26 protein-coding genes and 1 riboswitch are annotated in these 25376 nt (G+C 74.3%); of the genes, 12 read left to right on the top strand and 14 right to left on the bottom strand.

The annotated features are described in order from the left end of the window. Positions 1-11 precede the first annotated feature (11 nt). The 4 genes from uvrC (at position 12) to whiA (ending at position 4946) form a co-directional block, all read left to right on the top strand. Entirely contained in the window at positions 12-2030 is a 2019-nt protein-coding gene (gene uvrC, locus C229_RS0118540; RefSeq protein ID WP_026313918.1) for an excinuclease ABC subunit UvrC, read from the top strand. Continuing rightward, positions 2020-2898 carry an RNase adapter RapZ gene (rapZ, locus tag C229_RS0118535; protein WP_018656594.1) on the top strand — a complete coding sequence of 293 codons (879 nt, stop codon included), beginning with the start codon at positions 2020-2022 and terminating at the stop codon, positions 2896-2898. The genes uvrC and rapZ overlap by 11 nt, the downstream gene beginning before the upstream one ends. A gap of 32 nt (positions 2899-2930) precedes the next feature. Next, positions 2931-3902 (top strand): gluconeogenesis factor YvcK family protein, encoded by a 972-nt coding sequence (locus C229_RS0118530; RefSeq protein WP_018656593.1) that lies wholly within the window; start codon positions 2931-2933, stop codon positions 3900-3902. A gap of 63 nt (positions 3903-3965) precedes the next feature. After that, a complete protein-coding gene (whiA, locus tag C229_RS0118525; protein ID WP_018656592.1) occupies positions 3966-4946 on the top strand; it encodes a DNA-binding protein WhiA in 981 nt (326 codons plus the stop codon). Positions 4947-5120: 174 nt separating this feature from the next. On the opposite strand, the gene C229_RS0118520 is transcribed toward whiA, so the two are convergent. From C229_RS0118520 to C229_RS0118510, 3 genes are read right to left on the bottom strand one after another with little or no spacing between them, the layout of a single operon-like run. Then, positions 5121-6344, bottom strand: coding sequence for a hypothetical protein (locus C229_RS0118520; RefSeq protein WP_018656591.1), 1224 nt, complete (start codon positions 6342-6344; stop codon positions 5121-5123). After that, complete coding sequence (locus C229_RS0118515; RefSeq protein WP_018656590.1) at positions 6334-7611, bottom strand: hypothetical protein; 1278 nt, start codon at positions 7609-7611, stop codon at positions 6334-6336. The genes C229_RS0118520 and C229_RS0118515 overlap by 11 nt, the downstream gene beginning before the upstream one ends. Continuing rightward, complete coding sequence (locus tag C229_RS0118510) at positions 7608-8300, bottom strand: hypothetical protein (RefSeq protein ID WP_018656589.1); 693 nt, start codon at positions 8298-8300, stop codon at positions 7608-7610. Before C229_RS0118510 ends, C229_RS0118515 begins: the two co-directional genes overlap by 4 nt. Before the next feature lie 384 nt (positions 8301-8684). Between C229_RS0118510 and gap the strand changes: the two genes are divergently transcribed. The 6 genes from gap to C229_RS0118480 all read left to right on the top strand — a co-directional run bounded on the left by gap (position 8685) and on the right by C229_RS0118480 (position 14120). Next, complete coding sequence (gap, locus tag C229_RS0118505; RefSeq protein ID WP_018656588.1) at positions 8685-9683, top strand: type I glyceraldehyde-3-phosphate dehydrogenase; 999 nt, start codon at positions 8685-8687, stop codon at positions 9681-9683. 74 nt (positions 9684-9757) lie between these two features. After that, positions 9758-10945: a phosphoglycerate kinase gene (locus C229_RS0118500; RefSeq protein WP_026313917.1), complete on the top strand. Its 1188-nt coding sequence runs from the start codon at positions 9758-9760 to the stop codon at positions 10943-10945. A gap of 3 nt (positions 10946-10948) precedes the next feature. Continuing rightward, entirely contained in the window at positions 10949-11740 is a 792-nt protein-coding gene (tpiA, locus tag C229_RS0118495) for a triose-phosphate isomerase (protein ID WP_018656586.1), read from the top strand. A 161-nt stretch (positions 11741-11901) separates the two neighbouring features. Beyond that, on the top strand, positions 11902-12144 hold the full coding sequence (gene secG, locus C229_RS0118490) for a preprotein translocase subunit SecG (protein ID WP_018656585.1): 243 nt from the start codon (positions 11902-11904) through the stop codon (positions 12142-12144). 89 nt (positions 12145-12233) lie between these two features. Beyond that, positions 12234-12608 (top strand): RNA polymerase-binding protein RbpA, encoded by a 375-nt coding sequence (locus tag C229_RS0118485; RefSeq protein WP_081639931.1) that lies wholly within the window; start codon positions 12234-12236, stop codon positions 12606-12608. Between the two features lie 74 nt (positions 12609-12682). Then, a riboswitch (ZMP/ZTP riboswitch) is annotated at positions 12683-12767 on the top strand. 57 nt (positions 12768-12824) lie between these two features. Continuing rightward, positions 12825-14120, top strand: a complete 1296-nt coding sequence (locus tag C229_RS0118480) for a serine hydroxymethyltransferase (protein ID WP_026313916.1) — start codon at positions 12825-12827, stop codon at positions 14118-14120. Here C229_RS0118480 and C229_RS0118475 read toward each other — a convergent pair. From C229_RS0118475 to C229_RS0118465, 3 genes are all read right to left on the bottom strand, one after another. Beyond that, on the bottom strand, positions 14075-14986 hold the full coding sequence (locus C229_RS0118475; RefSeq protein ID WP_018656582.1) for a M23 family metallopeptidase: 912 nt from the start codon (positions 14984-14986) through the stop codon (positions 14075-14077). The genes C229_RS0118480 and C229_RS0118475 overlap by 46 nt on opposite strands. An 83-nt stretch (positions 14987-15069) precedes the next feature. Next, on the bottom strand, positions 15070-15843 hold the full coding sequence (locus tag C229_RS0118470; RefSeq protein ID WP_018656581.1) for a class I SAM-dependent methyltransferase: 774 nt from the start codon (positions 15841-15843) through the stop codon (positions 15070-15072). Further along, positions 15827-16891: a GNAT family N-acetyltransferase gene (locus tag C229_RS0118465; protein ID WP_018656580.1), complete on the bottom strand. Its 1065-nt coding sequence runs from the start codon at positions 16889-16891 to the stop codon at positions 15827-15829. The genes C229_RS0118470 and C229_RS0118465 overlap by 17 nt, the downstream gene beginning before the upstream one ends. A 147-nt stretch (positions 16892-17038) precedes the next feature. On the opposite strand from C229_RS0118465, the gene C229_RS31045 reads away from it, so the two are divergent. Together C229_RS31045 and C229_RS0118455 are read left to right on the top strand one after the other, a co-directional pair. After that, a complete protein-coding gene (locus C229_RS31045) occupies positions 17039-17716 on the top strand; it encodes a carboxymuconolactone decarboxylase family protein (RefSeq protein WP_018656579.1) in 678 nt (225 codons plus the stop codon). After that, entirely contained in the window at positions 17709-18227 is a 519-nt protein-coding gene (locus C229_RS0118455; protein ID WP_018656578.1) for a GNAT family N-acetyltransferase, read from the top strand. The genes C229_RS31045 and C229_RS0118455 overlap by 8 nt, the downstream gene beginning before the upstream one ends. Before the next feature lie 4 nt (positions 18228-18231). Here C229_RS0118455 and C229_RS0118450 read toward each other — a convergent pair whose 3' ends face one another. From C229_RS0118450 to C229_RS0118415, 8 genes are all read right to left on the bottom strand, one after another. Next, positions 18232-18669 carry a DsbC family protein gene (locus tag C229_RS0118450; protein WP_018656577.1) on the bottom strand — a complete coding sequence of 146 codons (438 nt, stop codon included), beginning with the start codon at positions 18667-18669 and terminating at the stop codon, positions 18232-18234. A 75-nt stretch (positions 18670-18744) separates the two neighbouring features. Further along, a complete protein-coding gene (locus tag C229_RS0118445) occupies positions 18745-19326 on the bottom strand; it encodes a hypothetical protein (protein ID WP_240487329.1) in 582 nt (193 codons plus the stop codon). Positions 19327-19403: 77 nt separating this feature from the next. Beyond that, positions 19404-20186 (bottom strand): ABC transporter permease, encoded by a 783-nt coding sequence (locus C229_RS0118440; protein WP_018656575.1) that lies wholly within the window; start codon positions 20184-20186, stop codon positions 19404-19406. Then, complete coding sequence (locus C229_RS0118435) at positions 20183-21085, bottom strand: ABC transporter ATP-binding protein (protein WP_018656574.1); 903 nt, start codon at positions 21083-21085, stop codon at positions 20183-20185. The genes C229_RS0118440 and C229_RS0118435 overlap by 4 nt, the downstream gene beginning before the upstream one ends. 83 nt (positions 21086-21168) lie before the next feature. Beyond that, positions 21169-21846, bottom strand: coding sequence for a response regulator transcription factor (locus tag C229_RS0118430; protein WP_026313915.1), 678 nt, complete (start codon positions 21844-21846; stop codon positions 21169-21171). Positions 21847-21855: 9 nt separating this feature from the next. Continuing rightward, entirely contained in the window at positions 21856-22866 is a 1011-nt protein-coding gene (locus C229_RS0118425) for a sulfotransferase family protein (RefSeq protein WP_018656572.1), read from the bottom strand. A 101-nt stretch (positions 22867-22967) separates the two neighbouring features. Next, entirely contained in the window at positions 22968-24119 is a 1152-nt protein-coding gene (locus tag C229_RS31040) for a sensor histidine kinase (protein ID WP_018656571.1), read from the bottom strand. Between the two features lie 26 nt (positions 24120-24145). Next, positions 24146-25321, bottom strand: coding sequence for a L,D-transpeptidase (locus C229_RS0118415; protein WP_018656570.1), 1176 nt, complete (start codon positions 25319-25321; stop codon positions 24146-24148). Positions 25322-25376: the final 55 nt, after the last annotated feature.

Below are 25376 nucleotides of genomic sequence, written 5' to 3'. Positions count from 1 at the left end.
ACGCTGGAAGCGTGGCAGATCCGGCGACCTATCGACCTACGGCGGGGTCCATCCCCGAGTCCCCGGGGGTGTACCGCTTCCGCGACGAGCACGGGCGCGTGGTCTACGTCGGCAAGGCCAAGAGCCTGCGGCAGCGGCTGAACTCCTACTTCGCCGACTTCGCGGGCCTGCACCCCCGCACGCAGACCATGTTGCAGACGGCCGGGCGCGTCGACTGGACGGTCGTCGGCACCGAGGTGGAGGCGCTCCAGCTCGAATACTCCTGGATCAAGGAGTACGACCCCCGGTTCAACGTCCGCTACCGCGACGACAAGTCCTACCCCTACCTCGCGGTCACGCTGAACGAGGAGTTCCCGCGCGTCCAGGTGATGCGCGGTGCCAAGCGGCGCGGCGTCCGCTACTTCGGGCCGTACTCGCACGCCTGGGCGATCCGCGAGACCGTCGACCAGCTCCTGCGGGTGTTCCCGGTGCGCACGTGCAGCGCCGGGGTGTTCAAGCGGCAGCAGCAGCTCGACCGGCCCTGCCTGCTCGGCTACATCGACAAGTGCTCGGCGCCGTGCGTCGGCCGGGTCAGCCCGGCCGAGCACCGGCTGCTGGCCGACGAGTTCTGCGACTTCATGGCGGGCAACACCGCCCGGTTCATCCGCCGCCTCGAACGCGACATGCGCGAGGCCGCCGCGTCCCAGGAGTACGAGCGCGCCGCCCGGCTCCGCGACGACGTCCAGGCCCTCGAACGCGCGCTGGAGAAGCAGACCGTCGTCTTCGGCGACAGCACCGACTGCGACGTCATCGCGTTCGCGCAGGACGAGCTGGAGGCGGCCGTCCAGGTCTTCTACGTGCGCGGCGGGCGCATCCGGGGCCGCCGGGGCTGGGTCGTCGACAAGGTCGAGCAGGTCACCACCGGCGACCTCGTCGAGCAGTTCCTCATGCAGATCTACGGCGAGACCGACACCGGCCGCGAGATGCCGCGCGAGGTCCTGGTGCCCGAGCCGCCGCCCGACGCCGAGGCGATGGGCGAACTGCTCAGCGAGCAGCGCGGCGCGCAGGTGCGGCTGCGGGTGCCGCAGCGCGGCGACAAGAAGGCCCTGCTGGAGACGGTCGCCCGCAACGCCCACGAATCGCTCAAGCAGCACAAGACGCGCCGCGCCAGCGACCTCACCACCCGCAGCCGCGCCCTCCAGGAACTCCAGGACGCCCTGGAGCTGGACGAGGCGCCGCTGCGCATCGAGTGCTACGACGTCTCCAACCTCCAGGGCAGCAACGTCGTCGCCTCGATGGTCGTCTTCGAGGACGGCCTGGCCCGCAAGTCCGAGTACCGGCGCTTCTCGATCAAGGCCGTCGAGGGCCAGGACGACGTCCGCTCGATCCACGAGGTCATCACCCGCCGCTTCCGCCGCTACCTGGCCGAACGCGAGCGGACCGGCGAGCTGGACGTCCTCGGCGACGACCCGGAGGACGCCGAGTCCGCCGCGCACCAGCCGATCGACCCCGAGACCGGCCGGCCGCGCAAGTTCGCCTACCCGCCGAACCTCGTCCTGGTCGACGGCGGCGCCCCGCAGGTCGCGGCGGCGCAGCGCGCGCTGGACGAGCTGGGCGTCGAGGACATCGCCGTCGCCGGCATCGCCAAGCGGCTGGAGGAGCTGTGGCTCCCCGGCGACGACGAACCGGTCATCCTGCCCCGCAACAGCGAGGGCATGTACCTGGTGCAGCGCGTCCGCGACGAGGCGCACCGGTTCGCGATCACCTTCCACCGGCAGCGCCGCTCGAAGGCGATGACGGTCAGCGAGCTGGACGCCGTCCCGGGCCTCGGCCCGGCGCGGCGGGCGGCGCTGCTCAAGCACTTCGGCTCGGTGAAACGGCTGCGGGAGGCCACACCGGACCAGGTCGCCGCGGTCCCCGGCCTCGGCCTGCGCACCGCCGAGCGCATCCTGGCGGCGCTGAACGGCGGTGCGGTGGCGGCGGGCGCCGGCGCGGCGAACACGAACGGCACACGGGCGGACGAGACGCGGGGGAGCGGACATGACGGCTGAGACGAACGTGCCCGACATCATCATCGTGACGGGCATGTCCGGCGCGGGACGCAGTACGGCGGCCAAGGCCCTGGAAGACCTCGACTGGTTCGTGGTCGACAACCTGCCGCCGGGGCTGCTGGCCACCATGGCCGACCTGGGCGGCCGGGTGAAGGACGCGGTGCCCCGCATCGCCGTCGTGGTCGACGTGCGCAGCCGCGGCTTCACCGCCGACCTGCACACCTCGATCGCCGAGCTGGAGGCGCGCGGCGTGCACCCGCGCGTCGTCTTCCTGGAGGCGGGCGACGCCGACCTGGTGCGGCGGTTCGAGAGCGTCCGCCGTCCGCACCCGCTCCAGGGCGACGGGCGCCTGGTCGACGGCATCGCCCGCGAACGCGACCTCGTCCGCGAGGTCCGCGCCGAGGCCGACCTGGTCATCGACACCAGCGGCCTGAACGTGCACGAGCTGCGGGCGAAGATCGTCGGGTTCTTCGGCCACGACACCGGCGAGTCCAGCCTGCGCGCGACCGTCGTCTCGTTCGGCTACAAGTACGGCCTGCCCGTCGACGCCGACCTCGTCGTCGACTGCCGGTTCCTGCCGAACCCGCACTGGGTGCCCGAACTGCGCCCCAAGACCGGCCGCGACACCGACGTCCGCGACTACGTGCTGAGCCGTCCCGGCGCCAAGGAGTTCCTGGACGCCTACACCGAGGTGCTGCGGCTGCTCGCCGAGGGCTACGACCGCGAGGGCAAGCACTACGTGACACTCGCCGTGGGGTGTACCGGCGGTAAACACCGTAGTGTGGCCATGGCGGAACAGATCGCCGCCCGGCTGAGGGACGACGGCATCGAGGTGCAGGTCGCCCACCGCGACCTCGGCCGGGAGTGAGCGTGGCCCGTGCGCGGGCCGGGAACGAGGAGATGCGCGGCACGGTGGAGGGCCAGTCACCGAAGGTCGTGGCGCTCGGCGGCGGCCACGGGCTCTACGCGTCGCTGTCGGCGCTCCGGCGGGTCACCGACCGGTTGACCGCCGTCGTCACCGTCGCCGACGACGGCGGCTCCAGCGGCCGCTTACGCGCCGAGCTGGGCGTCCTTCCCCCGGGCGACCTGCGGATGGCGCTGGCCGCGCTGTGCGGCGACGACGAGTGGGGCCAGACCTGGCGCGACGTGGTGCAGCACCGGTTCCGCAGCCGGGGAGCGCTGCACGACCACGCCGTCGGGAACCTGCTCATCGTCGCGCTGTGGGAGCTGCTGTCCGAGCGCACCGGCTCCACGGTCGAGGGGCTGGAGTGGGTCGGGCGGCTGCTCGGCGCGCACGGCCGGGTGCTGCCGATGGCGGCGGTCCCGATGGACATCGTCGCCGAGGTGCGCGGCGCCGATCCCGACCGTCCCGACGACGTCAGCCGGGTGAAGGGCCAGGTGGCGTGCGCGGGCACGCCCGGCCGGGTGCTCGGCATCGACCTGGTTCCGTCCGATCCGCCCGCCTGCGTGGAGACGCTGACGGCCGTGGAGGACGCCGACTGGGTCGTGTTCGGACCCGGCTCGTGGTTCACCAGCGTGCTCCCGCACCTGAAGGTCCCGGCGCTGGCGCGGGCGCTGACGCGCACGGCGGCACGCCGGGTGGTGGCGCTGAACCTGGTGCCGCAGCCGGGCGAGACCGAGGGCTTCTCCCCCCAGGCCCACCTGGAGGTCCTCCAGGCGCACGCGCCCGATCTGCGCATCGACGTCGTCCTCGCCGACGGCAACGTCGTGGAGGACACCGGGGCGCTCGACAAGGCCGTGACGGCGCTCGGCGGGAGGCTGGTGCTGGCGGACGTCGCCGATCCGGGTGGCGCGCCGCGTCATGATCCCGCCCTGCTGGCCCAAGCCTTCGTACAGATATTCGCGCAGTGACGCCCGGCGGTGCCGTCATCGGCCAGACTGACCGGGAGTCCGATAGGGGGAGAGGGTTCATCTATGGCGATGACCGGCGTGGTGAAGGACGAGCTGAGCAGGCTCACGGTGTTGCGGCCCTGCTGCCGCAAGGCGGAGGTCTCGACGCTGCTGCGGTTCGCGGGCGGCCTGCATCTGGTCAGCGGGCGGATCGTGGTCGAGGCGGAGATCGACACCGGGGTGGCGGCGCGCCGGCTGCGCAAGGACATCGTCGAGGTGTTCGGCCACACCTCCGAGGTCGTGGTGCTGGCGCCGAGCGGGTTGCGCAAGGGCAACCGCTACGTGGTGCGGGTCTTCCGCGACGGTGAGTCCCTCGCCCGGCAGACCGGTCTGATCGACAACAACGGCCGTCCGGTGCGGGGGCTGCCCCGGCACGTGGTGGCGGGGGCGGCGTGCGACGCCGAGTCGGCGTGGCGGGGGGCGTTCCTGGCGCACGGTTCGCTGACCGAGCCGGGCCGGTCGATGTCGCTGGAGGTCACCTGCCCGGGTCCGGAGGCGGCGCTGGCGCTCGTCGGCGCGGCCCGCCGCCTGAAGATCCACGCCAAGGCCCGCGAGGTGCGCGGCGTCGACCGCGTCGTCGTGCGCGACGGCGACGCGATCAGCGCGCTGCTCACCCGCCTCGGCGCGCACGACAGCGTGCTGGCCTGGGAGGAGCGGCGGATGCGCCGCGAGGTCCGCGCGACGGCGAACCGCCTGGCCAACTTCGACGACGCGAACCTGCGCCGCTCGGCCCGCGCGGCCGTCGCGGCGGGCGCCCGCGTGGCGCGCGCCCTGGAGATCCTCGGCGACGACGCGCCCGAGCACCTGGTGAACGCGGGCCGCCTCCGCCTGGAGCACAAGCAGGCGTCCCTGGAGGAGCTGGGCCAGCTCGCCGACCCGCCGCTCACCAAGGACGCCATCGCCGGCCGTATAAGGCGTCTGCTGGCGATGGCCGACAAGCGCGCGGGCGACCAGGGCGTCCCCGGCACCGAGGCCAACCTCACCGCCGACATGCTCTCACCCTGACCACCCACCGCACCGCCGCACCACGGCCGCCTCCGAAACCCCGGAGGCGGCCTTACTACGTCAAGGCGGTCATCCGAAACCGCGTCCAGGTGTCCCCGTGGACGTGATGTCTCTCGAAGACGGCGGGGCCGTTCTGCCCGGAGGTCGGCGGCTTCCGGGCTTCCGGGGATGGGTTCAGCGGTGGAGGTCGCCGCGGAGGATGCGGGGTACCAGGTCGGTGGCGAACTGGCCGTAGCCGGTGGCGGCCCAGATGCTGTGGGCGGGGTCGGACTCGAAGTAGGGGATCGGGTCGGGGCCCGTGCGGTCGAGGAGGACGTCGGGGGTGCGGCGCTGCTTGACGGCGCGGGCGCAGTCGGCGCAGGCGCGGACGTTGAGGCGTTCGCGGGAGCCGAGGGGGCGCCAGTCGACGCGGACGGTGGCGTCGCCGTGCAGCGGGTTGAAGAAGCACAGCGGTTCGAGCGGGATCTCCGGCCCTCCCGCCGCGACGGACGTGGCGGAGGCGAGGGCGTCGCGGCCCAGGTCGACCAGGACGAGCACACCGGCGAGGTCGGGCATGCCGCGCGCGGCGTCGAGCGTGGTCCCGGCGGCCTGGTAGGCGTCCAGGGCGAGGGTGAGCAGTTCGCGGGGGCGCTCGGCGGTGCCGGGGACGTCGGCGGCGTCCAGTGCCTCGCCGAACGCGACGACCTCGCGGGACGCCTGCGCGCGCAGCTCCTCCTGCGAGGCGTGCCCGGCGGTGGTGAACACGGTCCGGGGCAGCAGCAGCGCGCTGCCCGCCGGGCGGGCGACCCGCATCCGGCGGTGCCGCCACAGCAGCAGGCCCGCGACACCGGCGACGGCGAGCCCGGCGGCGCCGCCCACGACCGGCCAGGCCGAGTCGTCGCCGCGTGCGCCGGGGATCGGCGACGCGGACCGGGACCTGACGCGCCGTTCCAGGTCGGCGGACTGCCGCTTGTACTCCTGCTCCCCGGTGCCCGCGATGATCAGGTCGAGGAAGCGGTCGAGCAGGGTGCCGGGCGGGGCCTTGCGCAGCGCCGGATCGAGGCCGATCGCGTTGGCGGCCTTGCGCGCGTGCCGTCCGCCGTCGCCGTAGGGGTCGGCGCCGCCGCCCCACTGCCGGGCGGTGAGCCGGTTGAGGTCGCCCCCGGCGGTGACGTAGACGCCGTCGCGGCCGAGGCGGTCGTGCACGACCTCCAGCATCTCGCGGGCGTCGGACCAGGTGCCGCCGGTGATGAGCGGCACCACGACGACGTAGACGGGCACGGGCGCGGCGCGCATCTTGGCGAGCAGCCGGGCGCGGTCGGCGGCGGGCAGCGCCGCCGCCAGCGACGGGTCGACGTGGACGGGGGAGCGGCGCAGCGCGGCGGCGAGCCGCTCGCCGGGGGAGGGTTCAGTCCACACCGAGATGCTCCAGGATGCGCGGGGCGGGGTCGTGCCGGGTGCCGTGGCCGGTGGCGGCCCACAGCCCGCCGAGGTCGTCGTGCCGGACGAAGCGACCCCGGTCGTCGTGGACGCGCAGGTAGCGTCCGGCGAGGGCGCCGCGCGGCGCGTCGGCGCAGGCGCCGCAGACGCGGCGGGACGCGCCCCGGCCCGGGATCGGGCGCTTGCGCGCGGACGGGCCGTGCAGCGGGTTGATGAAGCAGGGCGTCGCGGGCCGCGCGTCGCGGTCGGCGAGGGCGCGGCGGCCCCGGCGGGCCAGGACGAGCGCGGTGAGCAGGTCGCCGGAGCGTTCGGCGCCGCCGGAGCGGGTGACGTCCTCCAGCAGCAGGTGCGCGGCGTCGTAGGCGGCCCCGGCGAACGCCTCGCCGGGGTTGCCGTCGGCGGCGGCGAGGTCGCCGCGCAGGCCGTCGATCTCGCGGGCGGCGGTGCGGCTCAGGTGGCGCGGGGTGGCGCGCAGCGGCGCGTCCCGCCCGGTGGCGCGGCGGCGGCGCGCGCCGAGGGCGCGTGCCAGCGGCGGGACGCCGAGCAGGAGGAGCCCGAGCAGCGGCCCGGCGAGCAGCAGGCCGGTGAGCAGGGGCGCGGCGATCTCGGGGCCGTCGTCGCGGCTGCGCAGCGGGCGATCCTCCTCGTTCCACGGCGCGGGGGTGCGCACGCGGGGTGTGACGGCGCGGTCGCGGCGGGCGCCGAGGCGGTAGCCGTCGAGCTGGTGGACGATCCGCTCGGTGAGCTGCGCGGCCGGGGCGGAGGTGTCGGGAGGGAAGCCGTCGTCGTAGCCGCCGTAGCGGACGCCGGGGACGCCGTAGGCGGCGGCGGTGATGTAGCCGCGGTCGGTCACGAGCACGTGGTAGGCGTCCCGGCCGGTCCGCTCGTGCAGCATCTGGAGGAACACGTCGTCGTCGCCGCGGGACTCGGAGTCCGTCGGGTTGGGCAGCACGACGACGCGGACGGGCGCCCCGGTGGCGGCCGTGGCTGCCGTCATGGCGGCCCGGACGCGTTCCCGGTCGGCTCGGCCGAGCAGCGGCGCGAGGTCCGGGTCGACGAACAGCGGGTCCTTGGCGAGCGCGGCGCCGACCCGGTCGAGCCGCTGGTACGCGTGCGGGGGCATGGGCTCGGCGTGCGCGCGGGCGGCCGTGACCGATGCGAGCACGGCGACGAGAACAGTGAGCAGCGCGGCGGCGAGGACGGCGTCGATGCGGCGCGCGAGCGGCGGCGTCCGGGGACGGGTCATCGTCTCGTCCGGCGGGTGCGGCGGCGCAGGAACGCGAACAGCAGAACGGCTCCGGCGCTCGCGGCGGTCCCGGCGCCGAAGGCGGTCCACTGGACGGCGGACTCCTCCGAGCGGGCCCGTTCGTAGGCGTCGAGGCGCTTGCGGGTGGCGGACTTGGGGCGCTCGGCCTCCACCGCGGCGCGGTAGCGGGCCTCGACGTTCCCGGACCGGACGACCTCGGCGAACCGCTCGACGACGGCGACGGCGCCCACCCCGGACGCCAGCTCGAAGTCGGCGGTCCGCCACGCCTTCTCGGGGATCACGGCGGTGGCGCTCCCGGCGACGAGCGCCTCGCCGAGCGAGCCGCTCGCCTCCAGGACGATGTAGACCCCGTCGCCGTTCATGCGGTCGCGCAGCAGCGGGAGGAGCGCGCGGGCGTCCAGGACGGCCCGCAGCCGGGGTTCGACGGCGACGTACACCGGCGCGCCGAGCTTCTCGGTCGCGGCGGTGATGCGGGCCTTGGCGTCGGGCGGCAGCGAGCGCGGCGCGTGGTCGGTGACGACGACGCGGTCCCGTTTCCACAGGGACGCGATCCGGTCGGCGCGCGTGGAGGGGGTGACGGGGTAGGCGTCGTCGTCGGCGAGCGCGGGCGCGGCGCCGGGCAGCAGCAGTGCCGGGAGCAGGAGCGGGAGGAGGAGACCGCGGCGCATAGCCGAAGTGTAGGGGTTTCGGACGTTCCCTTCCGAGGCGCCCGGACTGTCCGGCGTGATCGGCGCCACGTTACGTCCCATCGGCGGCGCCTCGGCGAAAGGCACTCAGGGGAACGAAACGGACGACGGGCCCCGTCTCCGCCCGGCGCGCCCGCCGCCACGCGGGACGACCGCGGGATTGGTCTAGACACAGAGGTCTAGACCCCGCCGCCGGGCGCCCGAATCCCCCAGGTGGGGGAGTCGGCCTCACCCCCGAATCCCACGCCGCCGGTGTCGGGCGGCGAGCCCCGCATTCGATAGGATCGGGCGTGGGGAGCACCCCGGCAGCACCGATGACGCCCCGGGCCCGCCCAGGGCGAGACGACGTATGAGGAGAGCCGTTCCGTGACCATCCGAGTAGGCATCAACGGGTTCGGCCGGATCGGCCGCAACTTCTACCGCGCCGCCGTGGCGAGCGGGGCCGACATCGAGATCGTGGCGGTCAACGACCTGACCGACAACGCCACCCTCGCCCACCTGCTCAAGTACGACAGCATCCTCGGCCGCCTCGGCCAGGACGTGCGCGCCACCGAGGACGCCATCATCGTCGGCGACCGTCCCATCAAGGTCACCGCCGAGCGCGACCCGGCCAACCTCAAGTGGGAGGACGTCGACGTCGTCGTCGAGTCCACCGGCTTCTTCACCGACGCCGAGAAGGCCAAGGTGCACGCCGCCAACGGCGCCAAGAAGGTCATCATCTCGGCTCCGGCCAAGAACGAGGACGTCACGATCGTCATGGGCGTCAACGACGACCAGTACGACGCCGCCGCCCACACGGTGATCTCCAACGCGTCCTGCACGACCAACTGCCTCGCCCCGATGGCCAAGGTCCTGCACGACACGTTCGGCATCACCAAGGGCCTGATGACGACGATCCACGCCTACACCCAGGACCAGAACCTCCAGGACGCCCCCCACAAGGACCTGCGCCGCGCCCGCGCCGCCGCGATCAACATCGTGCCGACCTCGACCGGCGCCGCCAAGGCGATCGGCCTGGTCATGCCCGACCTCAAGGGCAAGCTCGACGGCTACGCGCTGCGCGTCCCGATCCCAACCGGCTCGGCCACCGACCTGACCGTCGAGGTCGGCCGCGAGACCACGGTCGAGGAGGTCAACGCCGCGCTCAAGGCCGCCGCCGACGGCCCGCTGGCGGGCGTCCTGCACTACACCGAAGACCCGATCGTCTCCTCCGACATCGTCACCGACCCGGCCTCCTGCATCTTCGACGCGGGCCTCACCAAGGTGATCGGCGACCAGGTGAAGGTCGTCGGCTGGTACGACAACGAGTGGGGCTACTCCAACCGCCTCGTCGACCTGGTCAAGCTCGTCGGTTCCCAGCTCTGACCTCCCGCATCCGCCGTGGCCGCGCGCACCGCGCGGCCACGGCGGCCGTGTATCCGACAGGAGTCCGCATGCCGATGCGCACCATCGACGATCTCGACCTCGCCGGGAAGCGGGTGCTGGTCCGCTCCGACCTGAACGTCCCGCTGGACGACGGGAAGATCACCGACGACGGCCGTATCCGGGCGAGCCTGCCCACCATCGAGGCGCTGCGCGAGCGCGGCGCCCGCGTCGTCGTCTGCGCCCACCTCGGCCGCCCCAAGGGCGAGGCCAAGCCCGAGTTCTCGCTGGCGCCGGTCGCGGCCCGCCTCGGCGAACTGCTCGGCACCGAGGTGGCGTTCGCCGCCGACACCGCCGGCGAGTCCGCCCGCGCCACCGTGGACGGCCTGGCCGACGGTCAGGTCGCGCTGCTGGAGAACCTGCGCTTCGAGCCGGGCGAGACCAGCAAGGACGACGCCGAGCGCGGCGCGTTCGCCGACCGCCTCGCCGCCCTGGCCGACGCCTACGTCGGCGACGGCTTCGGCGCCGTGCACCGCAAGCACGCCAGCGTCTTCGACGTCCCGGCCCGGCTGCCGCACGCCGCGGGCGGCCTCATCGCCACCGAGGTCGGCGTGCTGCGCCGCCTCACCGACGACGTCGAGCGCCCCTACGCCGTCGTCCTCGGCGGCTCCAAGGTGTCCGACAAGCTCGGCGTGATCGACAACCTGCTCGGCAAGGCCGACCGCATCCTCATCGGCGGCGGCATGGTGTTCACGTTCCTCAAGGCCCAGGGCCACGAGGTCGGCAAGAGCCTCCTGGAGGAGGACCAGCTCGACACCGTCCGCGCCTACCTGGCGCGCGCGGAGGAGAACGGCGTGGAGTTCGTGCTGCCGGTCGACGTCGTCGCCGCCACCGCGTTCTCGGCCGACGCCGAGCACGACGTGGTCGCCGCCGACGCCATCCCGGCCGACCGCCTCGGCCTGGACATCGGCCCCGAGTCCGGCAAGCTGTTCGCCGAGCGCCTGGCCGACGCCCGCACGGTGTTCTGGAACGGCCCGATGGGCGTGTTCGAGCTGGCCCCGTACGCGAACGGCACCCGCGCCGTCGCGCAGGGCCTCATCGACTCCGGCGCGTTCACCGTCGTCGGCGGCGGCGACTCGGCCGCCGCGGTCCGCACGCTCGGCTTCGACGAGAACGCCTTCTCTCACATCTCGACCGGCGGCGGCGCCAGCCTCGAATACCTCGAGGGCAAGACGCTGCCCGGTCTCCAGGCTCTGGAGGACTGACGCATGGCTCCCACCCCGGCGCGCAAGCCGCTCATGGCGGGCAACTGGAAGATGAACAACAACCACCTGGAGGCCATCGCGCTCGTCCAGAAGCTCGCCTTCGGCCTGAAGAAGGACGACTTCGAGTCCGTGGACGTCGCGGTGCTGCCGCCCTTCACCGACATCCGCTCGGTGCAGACCTGCGTCGACGCCGACAAGCTCAAGATCGTGTACGGCGCGCAGGACGTGTCCGCGCACGCGTCGGGCGCCTACACCGGCGAGGTCGCCGCGTCGATGCTCGCCAAGCTCGGGTGCCGGTACGTCACGGTCGGGCACTCCGAGCGCCGCGAGTACCACGCCGAGGACGACACGCTCGTCAACGCCAAGGCCAAGGCGGCGCTCGGCCAGAACATCACGCCGATCGTCTGCGTGGGGGAGCGGCTGGAGGTCCGCGAGGCGGGCGGCCAGATCGAGCACTGCGTCAAACAGGTGGACGGCGCGCTGTCCGGGCTGACCGCCGAGCAGGTCGCGGGCCTGGTCATCGCCTACGAGCCGGTGTGGGCGATCGGCACCGGCAAGACCGCCACCCCGCAGGACGCGCAGGAGGTGTGCGCGGCGGTGCGCGGCCGCGTCGCCGAGCTGTACGACGCCGACGTGGCCGAGAAGGTCCGCGTGCTGTACGGCGGTTCGGTCAAGGGCGGCAACATCGCGGCGATCATGGCGCAGGCCGACGTGGACGGGGCGCTGGTGGGTGGTGCCAGTCTCGACGCGGGGGAGTTCGTCAAGATCTGCCGGTATCGTGACCTGCCCGCCTGATCGTTTTTCGATCAATTCGGTCGCGGACCGGGGGTTCTTGCCGAACCGCACGCCGGTTCGTCGTACCCTTCGTACGTGACGGGTAAACGCCCGGCCCGGCCCCATCGACCCGGCATCCAGAGAACGTCCCGCGCGAGCGGGCCCGAAGAAGGCGCTGAACTGTGATCATCGCATCGTCCATCGTGCTCATCGTCACGAGCCTGTTGATGATCGTCCTCGTCCTGATGCACAAGGGCAAGGGCGGCGGACTGTCGGACATGTTCGGCGGCGGCGTCTCGTCGTCGCTCGGCGGTTCTTCGGTCGTGGAGCGCAACCTGGACCGGCTGACCGTCGGCGTCGGCGTGGTCTGGTTCGCGTCGATCATCGTCCTCGGTCTGCTGTTCAAGGGCCAGGGCGTCGAGTAGCGGGCCACCGGTAGACGACGTACGAACCGCCGCGGCAACGGCCCGGGACGTCCCGGGCAGGTCGCGGCATACTGAGCGAGGAGTAGTCCGTGGGTAGTGGCAACGCGATTCGGGGCAGCCGCGTCGGGGCCGGCCCGATGGGAGAGGCCGAGCGCGGGGACGCGGCGCCCCGCGTCTGGGTGACCTTCTACTGCGCCAACCGGCACGAGACCCGGCCGAGCTTCGCGACGGACGTCGCGGTGCCCGACACGTGGGACTGCCCGCGCTGCGGGTTCCCCGCCGGGCAGGACAAGGACAACCCCCCGGCGCCGCCGAAGACCGAGCCCTACAAGACGCACCTCGCGTACGTGAAGGAGCGGCGCAGCGACGCCGACGGCGAGGCCATCCTGGAAGAGGCCCTGGCCAAGCTGCGGCAGAAGCGCGCCGCGGTGAAGAAGGCGATGGAGGCGGCGGCCCGCGGCTGACCGTTCCCCGCGACATCACGTCGGCCCGGCGTCCGGAATCCCGGATGCCGGGCCGACGTCGTTCCCGCTAGGGTGGACGGCAACGCGACTGGCGCAGTCAAGGTGGATCCGACCACCGGGAAGCGAATCGTCCGCACACCGCGCGCCTGGGTGTACGGGCCCCTGACCGGGGTCCGGCACCGTCCGTGCCCCGGCGTGAACGCCGTGGAGGCCGCCATGCATCAGCCGCCGCTCACCCGTCTCGCCGCGCAGGACCCGGACATCGCCGGGCTCGTGGAGGCCGAGGCCGAGCGCCAGTTCGCCAAGATCCGCCTCATCGCGTCGGAGAACTACGTGTCCCCGGCCGTGCTGGAGGCGACGGGCTCGGTCCTCACCAACAAGTACTCCGAGGGCTACGCGGGCCGCCGCTACTACGAGGGCCAGCAGTACGTCGACCCGATCGAGCGGCTGGCGATCGAGCGGGCCACGTCGCTGTTCGGCGTCGAGCACGCCAACGTGCAGCCGTACTCGGGCTCGCCCGCCAACCTCGCCGTCTACCTGGCGTTCTGCTCGCCGGGCGACACGGTGCTGGGCCTGTCGCTGCCGATGGGCGGGCACCTGACGCACGGCTGGACGGTGTCGGCCACCGGCCGGTGGTTCAACGCCGTCCGCTACGAGGTGCGCCGCGACACCGGCCGCGTCGACATGGACCAGGTCCGCGACCTGGCGCTGCGGGAGCGGCCGAAGGTCATCTGGTGCGGCGGCACCGCGATCCCGCGCACGATCGACTTCCCGGCGTTCGCCGAGATCGCGCGCGAGTGCGGCGCGGTGCTGGCCGCCGACGTCGCGCACATCGCGGGCCTGATCGCGGGCGGCGCCCACCCGTCGCCCGCCGGGCACGCCGACGTGATCACCACGACGACGCACAAGACGCTGCGCGGCCCGCGCGGCGCGATGATCCTGTCCGCCGCCGAGCACGCCAAGGCCGTCGACCGGGCGGTCTTCCCCGGCCTCCAGGGCGGCCCGCACGACCACACGACGGCGGCGATCGCGGTGGCGCTGGCGGAGGCGGCCCGGCCCGACTTCGCCGTCTACGCGCGCACCGTCGTCGCCAACGCGCGGGCGCTCGCCGACGCCCTGCTGGACCTCGGCTACGACCTGGTGTCCGGCGGCACCGACAACCACCTGGTCCTCATCGACCTGACGAACAAGGGCGTTCCGGGCAAGCCCGCCGCGCAGGCGCTGGACGCGGCGGGCCTCGAACTCAACTACAACGCCGTCCCGTTCGATCCGCGCAAGCCGTTCGACCCGTCCGGCCTGCGCGTCGGCACCGCCGCCGTCACCACGCGGGGCCTGACGCCCGCGCACATGCCCGCGGTCGCGGCGTGGATCGACGCGGTCGTGACGGCCGCCGCGCGCGGCGACGCCGACGCGCTGGCGGCCGTCACGGCGCGGGTGGCGGAGGAGATCCGCGAACTGCTGGCCGGTTACCCGATGCCGGGCTGGGCCCCGGCGCCCTCGCCGGAGTCCTGAGCGGCGGCCCCGGCGGGCGCGTCCGCGTGGAAGGGACGCCGCCCGCCGGGGACACCGGTGCGAACGGGCCCCCGCGTGCCGTCCGCGTCCTCCTCGGCGTACTCCCAGGTGAACGGGATGCCCGCCGCGACGAGATGGCGCGGTGTGTCCGACAGGTGGAAGTGCAGGTGCGGTTCGGAGCTGTTACCCGAGTTGCCGACCTGGCCGAGCACCTGCCCGGCGGTGACGCGCTCGCCCCGGCGGACGGCGACGCTCCCGCGCCGCAGGTGCGCGAAGACGCCGTATACGCCGTCGCCGTGGTCGACGACGACGTGGTTGCCGAGCACGAACCGGCCGCCCGACAGCGTCAGCAGCGAGCCGAGCGCGCGGAAGACCATGCCCTCGACCATCAGGTAGGCCAGCGCGGGCCAGGTGTTGCGGGCCCGGTGGTCGCGCTGCCGTCCGCTCGCCTGCACGACGACGCCGTCGGCGGGCGCGTGGATCGGCTGCCCGAACGCGGGGAAGGCGTCGGCGCGGGCGGGCAGGAACCCCGGCACGATCGCCTTCCACTCCTGGGCCGGCTCGGGCGCGTAGACCAGGTCGATCGCGTAGGTCTGGCCGAGTTCGTGGGTGCCGTGACTGGGGACCTTGTCGGCCGGGCTGTTCACCGGAATCCACCGGCCGCGCACGGGGCTGGCCACCGCGACGGCGGCGCGACCGCCGCTCCCGCTCGGCAGGAAGATCAGGACCATGCCCGCGCCGATGCAGGCCAGTCCGGCCACGCTCAGCCATCCGGACGCGCCGAGCCATCCTCCGGCCAGCGCCAGCAGCACGCCGACGATGATGAACACGGTGCGGAACCGCGACACGGCTCTCAGGACGCTCATGGTCGGACCTCCGGTTCGGGACGGGCGGTGCTTCCTCCTCCAATATTACGTAAATCCGGAATTCCGGCAAGACGGAGATTGGTTCAGCGCGCGGCCCGCAGCACGGTGATCATGCGCCACGCCTCCGGGTCGTCCAGCGCCACCGGCCCGAAGTCGCCGTACTGCGCGACCTTCTCCAGTTCCCCGCAGAGCCGGAGCGCGGCGTCCAGCTCGGTCGCCGACCAGAACCGATACGGGACGAGGTCGCGGATCGTGCGCGGCGCCGCCCCCGGCTCCTCGATCGTCATGACGACCCGGTCGTCCGCGACCTGCGTGACCGGGTCGAGGGGTTCGCCGCCCCACCGGACGGCCGCGCGCACGCCGCCCCGCTCGACCGTCCACTCCGTCGCGACGCTCGGCTCGGCGCCGATCCGGTCGCGCGGATGCGACATCTCCAGCACGTACAGCCCGCCGGGGGCCAGATGCGCGGCGGCGCGCGTCAGGTGCGCGGTGAACGCGTCCAGCGTCATCAGGTGGGACGTCGAGTCGAGCATCGTCACGACGACGTCGAAGCGGCGGTCCAGCGCGAACGTCGTCATGTCGTCGCGCACGACCTCCAGGGCCACGCCGTCGTCCGAAGCGCACCGCGCCGCGTAGGCGCACATCGCCGGATGCAGGTCCAGCGCGGTCGCGGTCAGGCCCCGGCGGGCGAACGCGCGGGCGTGCTCGGCCGGACCCGCCGCCAGCTCCAGGACGGTGCGCGGCGCGGCCCCGCCGAGCCCGGCGCACCAGCCGAGGACGGCGTCCACCTCGGCGGGCACGTCGCGGAACGCGCACGCCAGCTCGTACGCCCAGGGATCGTCATAGATACCGGTCACCCGGCCATCCTGCCAGCGCCGGGGTCACCCCCCGGCCGTCCAGCGCGACCCTGACCTCGACGATCGCGGGCTCGTCGGTGCGCCGCGTCCGGCCGCCCATCCGGGTCAGCAACCGCCGCATCCGGGCGTTCTCGCTCAGCGTCGTGGCGCGCAGCTCGGCCAGGCCCCGGTCGCGGGCCAGCTCGACGAGCAGCCGGACGAGCGCCGACCCGAGCCCCCGGCCCTGCCAGTCGTCCTCGACCAGGAACGCCAGCTCGGCCACGCCCGGGTCCAGCACGTGGATCAGGTGGGCCATGCCGAGCAGCGAGCCGTCCGGGCCCTCGGCGACGAGCGTCAGCCCGTGCCACGGGTCGCAGAACCGCTCGACGACGCGGCGCGGCGGATACGGCTTGGCGCTGAAGTACCGCATCCGGCGGGTGGCGAGCGAGCAGCGCTCGTGCAGCGCCCGCACGGCGTCCGCGTCGGCCATCGTGATCGGGCGGACGGTCGCGCGGGTGCCGTCGCGCAGCACGACGACCCGGGACGCGGGCAGCGGCGCGGCGGGCGGCAGCACGGCCCGCACCATCGCGTCGGCGCGGGCGGACTCGGTCGTGGTGAACGGCAGGCCCGGCCGGTGCAGCCGGACGGCGCGGCGCTGCCCGACCGGCACCGACAGGGTCTCGGCGTCGTCGGGCTCGTCGCCCGCCGACGTCCACGTCGCCGTCCGCGCGCGCAGCAGCTCGGCCAGCACCTCGGGCAGGGCGCGCGGCTCGGCCCGCAGCCGCGCCGCGAGCACGAGCGCGTGCGTGGGCTCGTCCAGCAGCTCGCGCGGCCGGGCGGGCACCACCGCCGGGGCCGCGCCGCCCGCGCCGGTGAGCGCGGCGGCCAGGTCGGCGGCGGTGGCGCCGCCGGGCGGGACGTCCACCACGAACTCGTCCACCACCCCGTCCCGGCCGACCTGCACCGACAGGCCGAGGATGTTCGCGCCCCGGCGGGCGAGCGCGGCGGTCAGCTCGGCGAGCCTGCCCGGCCGGTCGTCGATCGCGGTACGGATGCGCAGCAGCGCCATGGAACGTTCCTTCCGGAGACGGCGGACTCCCACCGCACCCACCGTGCGGCACCGCTGTTACGGCACCGCTACGCGGGCATGAGGCAACGGTTTCAGATACCGGAAGGGGACTTGAGCGACCGGGGAAGAGCGCCTAGCGTGCGGTAGGTGATCGACCCCCTGCGCGGTGACCACGGCAACGACCACCGGCGCGCCGGGCGGCTCCCCGCCCTGCCGCCCGGCCTGCTCAGCGACGAACAGCGCGAGGTCTACGACGCGGTGACCGGCGGCCCCCGCGCCGCCGGCAGCCCCGCCTTCCCGCTGACCGACGCCGAGGGCCGCCTGCACGGGCCCTTCAACGCGATGCTCTACAGCCCGCAGATCGGCATGCCGCTCCAGGAACTCGGCGCCGCGCTGCGGTTCCGCACCGCGTTCACCCGCCGCGAACGGGAGATCGCGATCCTCGTCGTCGCGCGGCACTGGCGCTCGGACTTCGAGTGGTACGCGCACGAGCGCGTCGGCCGCCGCGCCGGGCTCACCGACGCGGAACTGGCCGCGCTGCGGGCGGGCCGCGCGCCGATGCTCGCGGACGTCCGCGAACGCGTCGTGTACGAGGCCGCCGAACAGCTCGCCGCCGACCGCGACCTCGGCGACGCCGTGCACACCGAGGCCGTCGCCACGCTGGGCCGCGCCGCGCTGGTCGAGCTGGTCACGCTCGTCGGGCACTACGCCGCGCTGGCGCTCCAGATGCGGGTGTTCCGCGTCGGCGTGCCCGAGGGCGAGCCCGCGCCGTGCTGGGACGAGGACGCCGTGCCCGGGACGCCGAACGGCGGCCCGCATGGGTGAGCGGCTGCGCACGCCCCGGCTGTCGCTGCGCCCGGTGACCCCGGCCGACCACGCCGCGCTGCTCGCGCACTGGTCGGCGCCGCTGGTCCGCCACCACCTGTTCGACGACGCGCCGGTCACGGCCGCGCACGTCGCGGAGATCATCGCGTCGAGCCGGCACGACTTCGCCGTCGCCGGATACGGCCTGTGGGCGCTGCGCGACGCCGCCGCCGGGCCGGGCGCGCCGCTGCTCGGCGTCGCCGGGCTGCGCGACCACGGCGGCCCCGACCCCGAGATCCTCTACAGCCTCGATCCGGGGTTCTGGGGGCAGGGCCTGGCCGAGGAGGCGGCCGCCGCCGTGCTCGGCTACGCGCTGGAGGTCGTCGGGCTGCGCCGCGTCACCGCCGAGGTGGACGCGGGCAACACCGCGTCGGGGTCGCTGGCGGAACGCATCGGGATGCGCGCCGAACGGCGCGACGCGGACGGGACCGCGCACTACGCGGCCGAGCGGACGCCCGTCCCGGGCCGCTGACGCCTCAGCGCCCCGACAGCAGCCGCTCGATCTCCGGCGCCGGGGTGGCACCGGCCATCATCTCCCCGCCGGGGAAGACGAGCGTCGGCGTGGACAGCACCCGCAGCTCCTCGGCGGCCAGCCGCAGCCGCGCGATCGGCGCGTGCGGATCGGCCTCCTGCTCCGGCGGGATCTCCTCCAGCATCCACCGGTACCAGGCGGCGGCGCGGTCGGGCGCCGCCCAGATGCGCCGGGCCAGGTCGTCGGAGCCTGGATAGATCTCCAGCGGGAGCAGCAGCGTGTGCACGGTCAGGTCCTCCACCTGCGTCAGCTCGTCGCGGACGAGACGCCGGGTGTAGGGGTCCTGCGGGTCGCCGAACAGGGCGAGGACGCGGGCGCCGTCGCCGCGCACGTCGGTGAAGGCGAGGTCCAGCGGGAGGTCGTCGAACCGCAGCTCCGCCATGCCGAGAAGTCCCTTCGGTGATCGTCCGGTCCGGGTCGGTATACCCCGGCCCGCACCGGAAATCACGCCGGGCCGTTACCGTGCGTCACGGAGCAGCTCGGCCGCGCGGTCGCGGACGCGGGGCTCGGGATCGCCCTCGGCCATCTTGCGGATCGTCGCGGCGAACGGGGCGGCACCGGCGTACGCGACGGCGAACAGGGCCGCGTAGCGGACCAGCGCCTCGCGGTCGGTGAGGGCGACCGCCAGCCGGGACCGCGCGTCGGCGTCGTCGTCCCCGCCCGCCGCCAGGCCGAGCCAGACGGTGGCCTGCCCGCGCGCCCGCGCGTCGGGCGCCTCGTCCACGGCGGCGCACAGCTCCTTGACGGTGAACGCGTCCAGCGCCTCGGCGGCCTGCGCGGCGGTGTCCTCGGCGGCGGCGCGCGGGCCCGACACCACGTAGTGCCCGATCCCGAACATGGCGTCTTCCAGGTAGTGCAGAGCGGCCGGGCCGTCGCCCCGCCAGGTGACCCGGCCGTCGGTGCCGGCCGCCCGGTCGCGTTCGGTCACCTCGGCCACGGGCCAGCGCAGCAGTTGCGCGAAGGCGTCCACGTCCTCGACCGTCGTGCCGGGCCGGAGCACTCGCCGCGGCGTCTGGTACTGATCACTACTGCTGGGCATGCCGGGCATTGTCCAAGCGATCCGGGGCCCGCCGCCACCCGAACACCGGAACGCCGTCCTTCCGTGACGGGATCGTGTCAGGTGATCTCGCGGCGGGCGAGCCGGTAGAAGCCCGCCGCGAGGGGGAGCGCCACCCAGACCGCCAGCGACGTCGCCGCGCGCGCCCACTCGCCCGCCGTGACGCCCGTCGTCTCCAGCGGGGCCAGGGCGCGGGTGACGTCGATCCAGCCGAGGGGTTCGCGGAGGCGGCGGACCGTCTCGGTCAGCGTCGTCAGGACGACCGGCAGGACGAACGACAGCGTGATCGCCAGCGGCGCGTTGGTGAGCAGCGCGCCGAACGCCAGGCCCGACACCACGCCCACGATCGCCAGGAACACCGTCCCGGCCAGCACCTGCGGCGGGATCGTCCAGCCGCCGCCGGTGCGGCCGAGCAGGCCCGCGACGGCGCGGCCGAGGGCCGCGACGCCCAGCGAGACCACCGTGAACGCGGTGCCGAGCAGCGCCCCCGCGAGCAGCTTGGCGACCAGCACCCGGTGGCGGTTCGGGACGAGCGCGAACGTGGTGAGCGCGGTGCGCTGCGACCACTCCGAGGTCACCGACAGGATGCCGACGACGGGCAGCAGCAGCGCCCCGCCGAGCTGCGCGGCGCTGACCATGTTCGCGAACGTCCGCTCCTCCGGCGGCGCCGCGAAGATCATCACGGGCATCATGACGACGGCCGTCACGGCGACGAGCGCCAGCAGCCAGCGGCCCGACCGGGTGTCGGTCATCTTGCGCAGCTCGACCTCGGTGAGCCGTGCCAGGCCCGGCGCCGGGGGCGCCTCGGTCACCGCGGCCCGGGGTGCGGTCAGGGTGCTCATGATGCGGTCTCCAGCGCGGTGTCGCGGGCGGTCAGGGACAGGAACAGCGCTTCCAGGCCGCCGTCGGCGGCGGGACGGAGTTCCAGCAGGGCGACGCCGTGCGCGGCGGCGGCGCGGCCGACCGCGGCGGCGTCGGCGGCGACGGTGAAGGCGCCGGTGGTGTCCGGGGCGCCGGTGATGCCCTCGGCGGCCAGGGCGGCGCCGAGGGCGGCCGGGTCGGCGGCGCGGACGCGGGTGCCGTCCGTCCCGGCGAGCAGTTCGCGCGCGTCGCCCTGCGCGGCGATCCGGCCTCCGGCGATGACGACGATCCGGTCGGCGACGGCCTCGACCTCGCGCAGCAGGTGGGAGGACAGCAGCACCGTGCCGCCCCGGTCGGCGAACTCGCGCAGCAGCGTGCGCATCCAGAAGATGCCCTCGGGGTCGAGGCCGTTGGCGGGCTCGTCCAGGATGAGCACGCCGGGGTCACCGACGAGCGCCTGCGCGATGCCGAGCCGCTGCCGCATCCCCAGCGAGTAGCCGCGCACCCGTCGTCCCGCCGCCTTGGCGGGCAGCCCGACCCGCCCCAGCAGCTCGTCGGCGCGGGCGGTGTCCACCCCGAGCACCCGGGCGGTCAGCGCCAGCGTCTCCCGCCCGCTCCGCCCCGGATGCATGGCACTCGCGTCCAGCAGCACCCCGACGTGCCGCCCCGGATTGGCGATCCGCCGGTAGGGGACGCCGCACACGGCGGTGGTCCCGGTGGTCGGCGGCGTCAGCCCGCACACCATCCGCAGAGTCGTCGACTTGCCGGCCCCGTTCGGCCCGAGGAATCCGGTGACGGTCCCCGGTTCGCACCGGAACGACACGTCCTGCACGGCGGCGACGTCGCCGTACCGCTTGCCGAGCCCATGAACTTCGATCATGGCTCCACCCTCGCCGCGCGGCCGGTGCCCCGGCAGCGGCCGAAGGTCGGCACCGCGTGGACCAAGGTCGACCGGAGGGCCGACTAGGGGCGGCCGGGCTCGGGCCGTTCGGCGGCGTCGTGGACGAGCAGCGCGATCTGGACGCGGTTGTTGAGCTCCAGCTTGGTCAGCAGCCGCGACACGTACGCCTTGACGGTCGCGACGGAGAGGGAGAGTTCCGCACCGATCTCACTGTTGGTACGGCCCTGCCCGACCAGGGCGGCCACGGCCCGTTCGCCCTCGCTCAGCCGGTCCAGCAGAGCGCGGGCCCGGCTGCGGCGCGGGTCGGTGTCGGTGCGGGCGACGTAGCCCATCATGCGGCGCAGGACGGTGGGGGAGAGCATCGGCTCGCCCGCCGCGACCTGGCGGATGGCCCGGACGATCTCCGGCGGGGGCGTGTGCTTGAGCAGGAAGCCGCTCGCGCCCGCCCGCATCGCGCGCAGGATGTGGTCGTCGGTGTCGAACGTCGTGAGGATGACGACCTCGGGCGGATCGGTGCGGGCGCGCAGCCGCTCGGTGGCGGCCAGGCCGTCGACGCGGGGCATCCGCACGTCCATCAGGACGACGTCGGGGGACAGCGCGTTCACCGCGCCCATCACCTCGGCGCCGTCGGCCACGTCCCCGACGACCTCCACATCGTCGGCACCGGCGAGCATCATCGTCAGGCCGCGCCGCACGAGCGCGTCGTCGTCGACGATCAGCACGCGGACGGGTCGCTCCATCCGGCCAGCCTAGACGGGTTCGAGCGCGGGCCCGGTCAGCTCGGACGCGACGGGGTTCGGCTCGCGCAGCCGCCGGGTGCGGTCCATGACGGCCTGGCCGCGCTGGACGCGCCAGCGCCGCACCTCGGCCTGGCGGAACCGGGCCAGGTCCTGCGCGGGCGGGCGCGGCGCGTCCGACAGGCCGTAGCCGAGCGCGGTGAGCCGGTCTCCGGCGGTCCGCTCGATCAGCCCGACCTCCCACGGCTCCAGCCGGTCGGCCCACGCGCCGACGTGGCGGGTGTTGACCTCCTCCAGCGTGCGCAGGTGCCAGCGGCGGGCGGCCGGGATCGTCGCGCGGGCGTGGTGCTGCGGCTCGGTCATCGCCGGGTCGTACTCCTCGCCGAGGAAGGCGCACAGCGCGCGCAGCGCCCGTTCGGGCTCGGCGGTCAGTTCCTCGTAGCGCATCTGGTGGTAGGTGCCCGGGCCGAGCCGCCGCGCCATCCGCTCGCCGGTGTCGATCGCCTCCCGCCAGGTCAGCGCGGCGGTGTACAGGTCGCCCTCGTACCAGGGCATGGAGCGCAGTGAGGCGACGGCGTCGCGGCCGTCGCGGATGAGGTGGACGAACTGGGCGTCGGGGAACAGCCGCAGCAGCGTCGGCACCTGGCGGAAGTAGCCGGGCCGCTTGTCGCCCCAGCGGGCCTTGCCGTGCGCGCGGGCGTAGGCGCGGAACACGGCCGCCAGCGCGGACCCGACGGTCGGGGGAGCGGCGGCGATCGCGGCGACGGCGTCACCGGTCTCCAGCGGGGCGAGCGCCTCGAACTTGGCGCGCTTGCGCTCCACCAGCCAGGACGCGAACGCCTGCCGGTTGCCGGGGACGGCGAGGTCGCCGAAGCCGAGCCGGTGCCGGTAGGCGGGCTGGACGAGCCGGGTCTCGCTGGGGAGCGCGATGCGGGCGTGGCAGTGCAGCATCTGCTGGAGCAGCGTCGTGCCCGAACGCGGGCAGCCGAGCACGATGATCGGCCGGTGGGTCGGGAGCGTCATAGCTGCACAGCATGACCGCCGAACCTGATGGTTCCGGCGCGGGAAACCTGAGAAATCACTGAGAAATGGCGCCGATAACCGCAGATTCTCCAGTTATCCGGTCAATTTACCGGCAATTCGGCGTGCAGGACGAACCGGCCGTCCCCGGTCACGCCGTGCTCCAGCGAGCCGTCCAGCAGCGTCACCCGCTCGCGCAGCCCGACCAGCCCGGCGCCCGCGCCCGGCAGCGGCGGCGTGACCGGCCCCGGCGGCAGCGGATTGGCGACCTCCACGACGAGCCGCGCCCCGGCCGAGCGCGCGACGCGCACGCTCACGTGCGCGCCGGGCGCGTGCTTGCGCGCGTTGGTCAGCCCCTCCTGCACGATCCGGTAGGCGTGCCGCCCGATCCGCGCCGGCACCTCGGCGTCGCCGGGCACCGCGTCGTCGAACGTCACCCGCGCCCCGGCCGCCCGCGACTCCTGCACCAGCTCGGGCAGGTCGGCCAGGCCCGGCTGCGGGCGCTCGCCGTCCTGCGCCGGGCCCTCGCGCAGCAGCCCGACGATCTCCCGCAGGTCCTCCATGGCCTCGTAGGCGTTCTGCCGGACGATCCCGGCCGCCTCGCGCTGGTCCGGGGGGGCGTCCGGCCGGAACTCCAGCGCCCCGGCGTGCACGGCCAGCAGCGAGATCCGGTGGCCGAGGACGTCGTGCATCTCCCGGGCGATCCGCTCGCGCTCCAGCAGCCGCGCCTCCTCCACCCGCAGCCGCTGCCCCTCCTCGGCCTGCCGCGCCCGCTCCTCCAGGGAGGCGATGAGCTGGCGGCGGGACCGCACGAGCAGCCCGCAGCCCACGATGATCAGGTAGCCCATGCCGAGGACGAGCACGCCCTCCCAGCGCTCCCGGGTGCTCTGCGCCGGGCCGAACGCGAAGATCGCCGCGATGTAGGCGAGGTTGAGCGCCACGACCACGGCCAGGGGGCGCCACGTCCGGCGGGCGGCCAGGTTGTAGGCGGCCACCGCCATCACGCCCAGCGCCGTCGAGGAGATTAGCGCCGCCGCCGACGCGGCCAGCGCGACCGCCAGCGGACGCGTCCGCCGGAACACCAGCAGCGCCACCGCCGCGACCGAGCCGATGACGATGTCGCGGACGACGCCCGCGGGCTTGCTCTCCGGATAGTCCTCCAGCGAACCGAGCAGCAGCACGCCGCCCAGCGCCGCGGTGACCGCGAACAGGACGGCGTCGTCCCGCCACTCCCGCGCCGAACGCCTCAGTCTCACCCGCCCAGGCTAACCGGGCGGGCGCCTCACAGCCCGCCGGGCGTGACCGGCTGCCCGAGCGCGCTGCCCGCCAGCCAGTCCTGCCACGACTTGGCCCACGGCGTCGGCCCGTTGCCGAACTTCAGCTTCCGCGTGGTGCCGCTGACCTGGATGACGTCGCCGCGCCGGGTGAAGTCGTAGAACCACTTGGCGTCGGCGGGGGAGGCGTTGAGGCAGCCGTGGCTGACGTTGGCGCGCCCCTGCGAGCCGGTGGACCACGGCGCGGAGTGGAAGAACGTGCCGCTGTAGGTCATCCGGACGTTCCACTTGGTCGGCGTCCGGTACTCGCCCGGGTTGCCGGTGGTGGCCGAGTCCATGACCATCGCCGGGTTCTTCTCCTGCGCGATCATCGTCCCGCTGTAGGTGTCGTCGCCGGGCTTGCCGAGACTGACCTTGATCGTGCGGACGGTCTTCCCGCCGTCGGTGACGGTCGCGCGGAACTTCTTGGCGTCCACCGTGGTGACGTGCCGGTCCCCGACCGTGAAGTCCAGCGTGCGGTCCTTCGTCCCGTACACGCCGTTAGCGACCTTCACCCCGGCCAGGTGCGCGGTGACGCGGACCTTCTGCCCGGACGGCCAGTACTCCTGCGGCCGGAAGTTCACCTCGCGGTCGTTGATCCAGTGCCAGGCGCCCGGCACCGGCCGGGACATCCGCACCTCCAGCCGCCGCTCGACCGCCGCCCGCGCCTCCTTGCCCGCGACCGGCTGCGACAGCATGAGCTGCACCGGCATGCCGACGCCGACCTTCTCGCCGTCCAGCGGCGACATGCCGCTCTCCAGCTTCTTCGCCGGCTTCAGCGTCGTGAACGTCGACGTCGCGGTGACCGGCTTGCCGTCGGCCTCGCCCTTGGCGGTGACCGTGTAGGTGGCGGACGGCCGCACGCCCCACGTCGTCGTCCAGGACTTCCCGTCGCCGCTCAACTTCCCGGCCGCCTTGCGGCCCTGCGGGTCCGCGACGGTCACCTCGGTCAGCCTCCCGTCCCGGACCCGGACGGTCACCGGCTTGTCCGGTTCGACGTTCTTCGTGCCGTTGGCGGGGGTGATGGCCGGGGGAGCGGCCGGTTCGTCCTTCGCCCCGACGCCTCCCGGACCGCCGCCCGTGCAACCGCTCAGCAGCAGAATCCCCGCCCCCGCGACCGCCGTTCCCGCCCGTCTGCTCCGCACGGTTCCCCTCCTCACGGTTCGGCCGAACGTGGAAGGGTCGTACCCCCGCCCACCG

It is taken from the genome of Actinomadura flavalba DSM 45200, from assembly GCF_000374305.1.
Classification (GTDB): domain Bacteria; phylum Actinomycetota; class Actinomycetes; order Streptosporangiales; family Streptosporangiaceae; genus Spirillospora; species Spirillospora flavalba.
This window is presented reverse-complemented; position numbering and strand designations above follow the sequence as displayed.

What these genes read in the sequence shown, in the direction of transcription:
- C229_RS0118440 (WP_018656575.1), bottom strand. Translation starts at nt 20,186, where the DNA reads ATGAGCACCCTGACCGCACCCCGGGCCGCGGTGACCGAGGCGCCCCCG.
- tpiA (WP_018656586.1), top strand. Translation starts at nt 10,949, where the DNA reads ATGGCTCCCACCCCGGCGCGCAAGCCGCTCATGGCGGGCAACTGGAAG.
- C229_RS0118450 (WP_018656577.1), bottom strand. Translation starts at nt 18,669, where the DNA reads ATGGCGGAGCTGCGGTTCGACGACCTCCCGCTGGACCTCGCCTTCACC.
- C229_RS0118465 (WP_018656580.1), bottom strand. Translation starts at nt 16,891, where the DNA reads ATGGCGCTGCTGCGCATCCGTACCGCGATCGACGACCGGCCGGGCAGG.
- C229_RS0118510 (WP_018656589.1), bottom strand. Translation starts at nt 8,300, where the DNA reads ATGCGCCGCGGTCTCCTCCTCCCGCTCCTGCTCCCGGCACTGCTGCTG.
- rapZ (WP_018656594.1), top strand. Translation starts at nt 2,020, where the DNA reads ATGACGGCTGAGACGAACGTGCCCGACATCATCATCGTGACGGGCATG.
- C229_RS0118500 (WP_026313917.1), top strand. Translation starts at nt 9,758, where the DNA reads ATGCGCACCATCGACGATCTCGACCTCGCCGGGAAGCGGGTGCTGGTC.
- C229_RS0118515 (WP_018656590.1), bottom strand. Translation starts at nt 7,611, where the DNA reads ATGACCCGTCCCCGGACGCCGCCGCTCGCGCGCCGCATCGACGCCGTC.
- C229_RS0118480 (WP_026313916.1), top strand. Translation starts at nt 12,825, where the DNA reads ATGCATCAGCCGCCGCTCACCCGTCTCGCCGCGCAGGACCCGGACATC.
- C229_RS0118455 (WP_018656578.1), top strand. Translation starts at nt 17,709, where the DNA reads ATGGGTGAGCGGCTGCGCACGCCCCGGCTGTCGCTGCGCCCGGTGACC.
- C229_RS0118425 (WP_018656572.1), bottom strand. Translation starts at nt 22,866, where the DNA reads ATGACGCTCCCGACCCACCGGCCGATCATCGTGCTCGGCTGCCCGCGT.
- C229_RS0118430 (WP_026313915.1), bottom strand. Translation starts at nt 21,846, where the DNA reads ATGGAGCGACCCGTCCGCGTGCTGATCGTCGACGACGACGCGCTCGTG.
- whiA (WP_018656592.1), top strand. Translation starts at nt 3,966, where the DNA reads ATGGCGATGACCGGCGTGGTGAAGGACGAGCTGAGCAGGCTCACGGTG.
- C229_RS0118445 (WP_240487329.1), bottom strand. Translation starts at nt 19,326, where the DNA reads ATGCCCAGCAGTAGTGATCAGTACCAGACGCCGCGGCGAGTGCTCCGG.
- C229_RS0118530 (WP_018656593.1), top strand. Translation starts at nt 2,931, where the DNA reads ATGCGCGGCACGGTGGAGGGCCAGTCACCGAAGGTCGTGGCGCTCGGC.
- C229_RS0118475 (WP_018656582.1), bottom strand. Translation starts at nt 14,986, where the DNA reads ATGAGCGTCCTGAGAGCCGTGTCGCGGTTCCGCACCGTGTTCATCATC.
- C229_RS0118435 (WP_018656574.1), bottom strand. Translation starts at nt 21,085, where the DNA reads ATGATCGAAGTTCATGGGCTCGGCAAGCGGTACGGCGACGTCGCCGCC.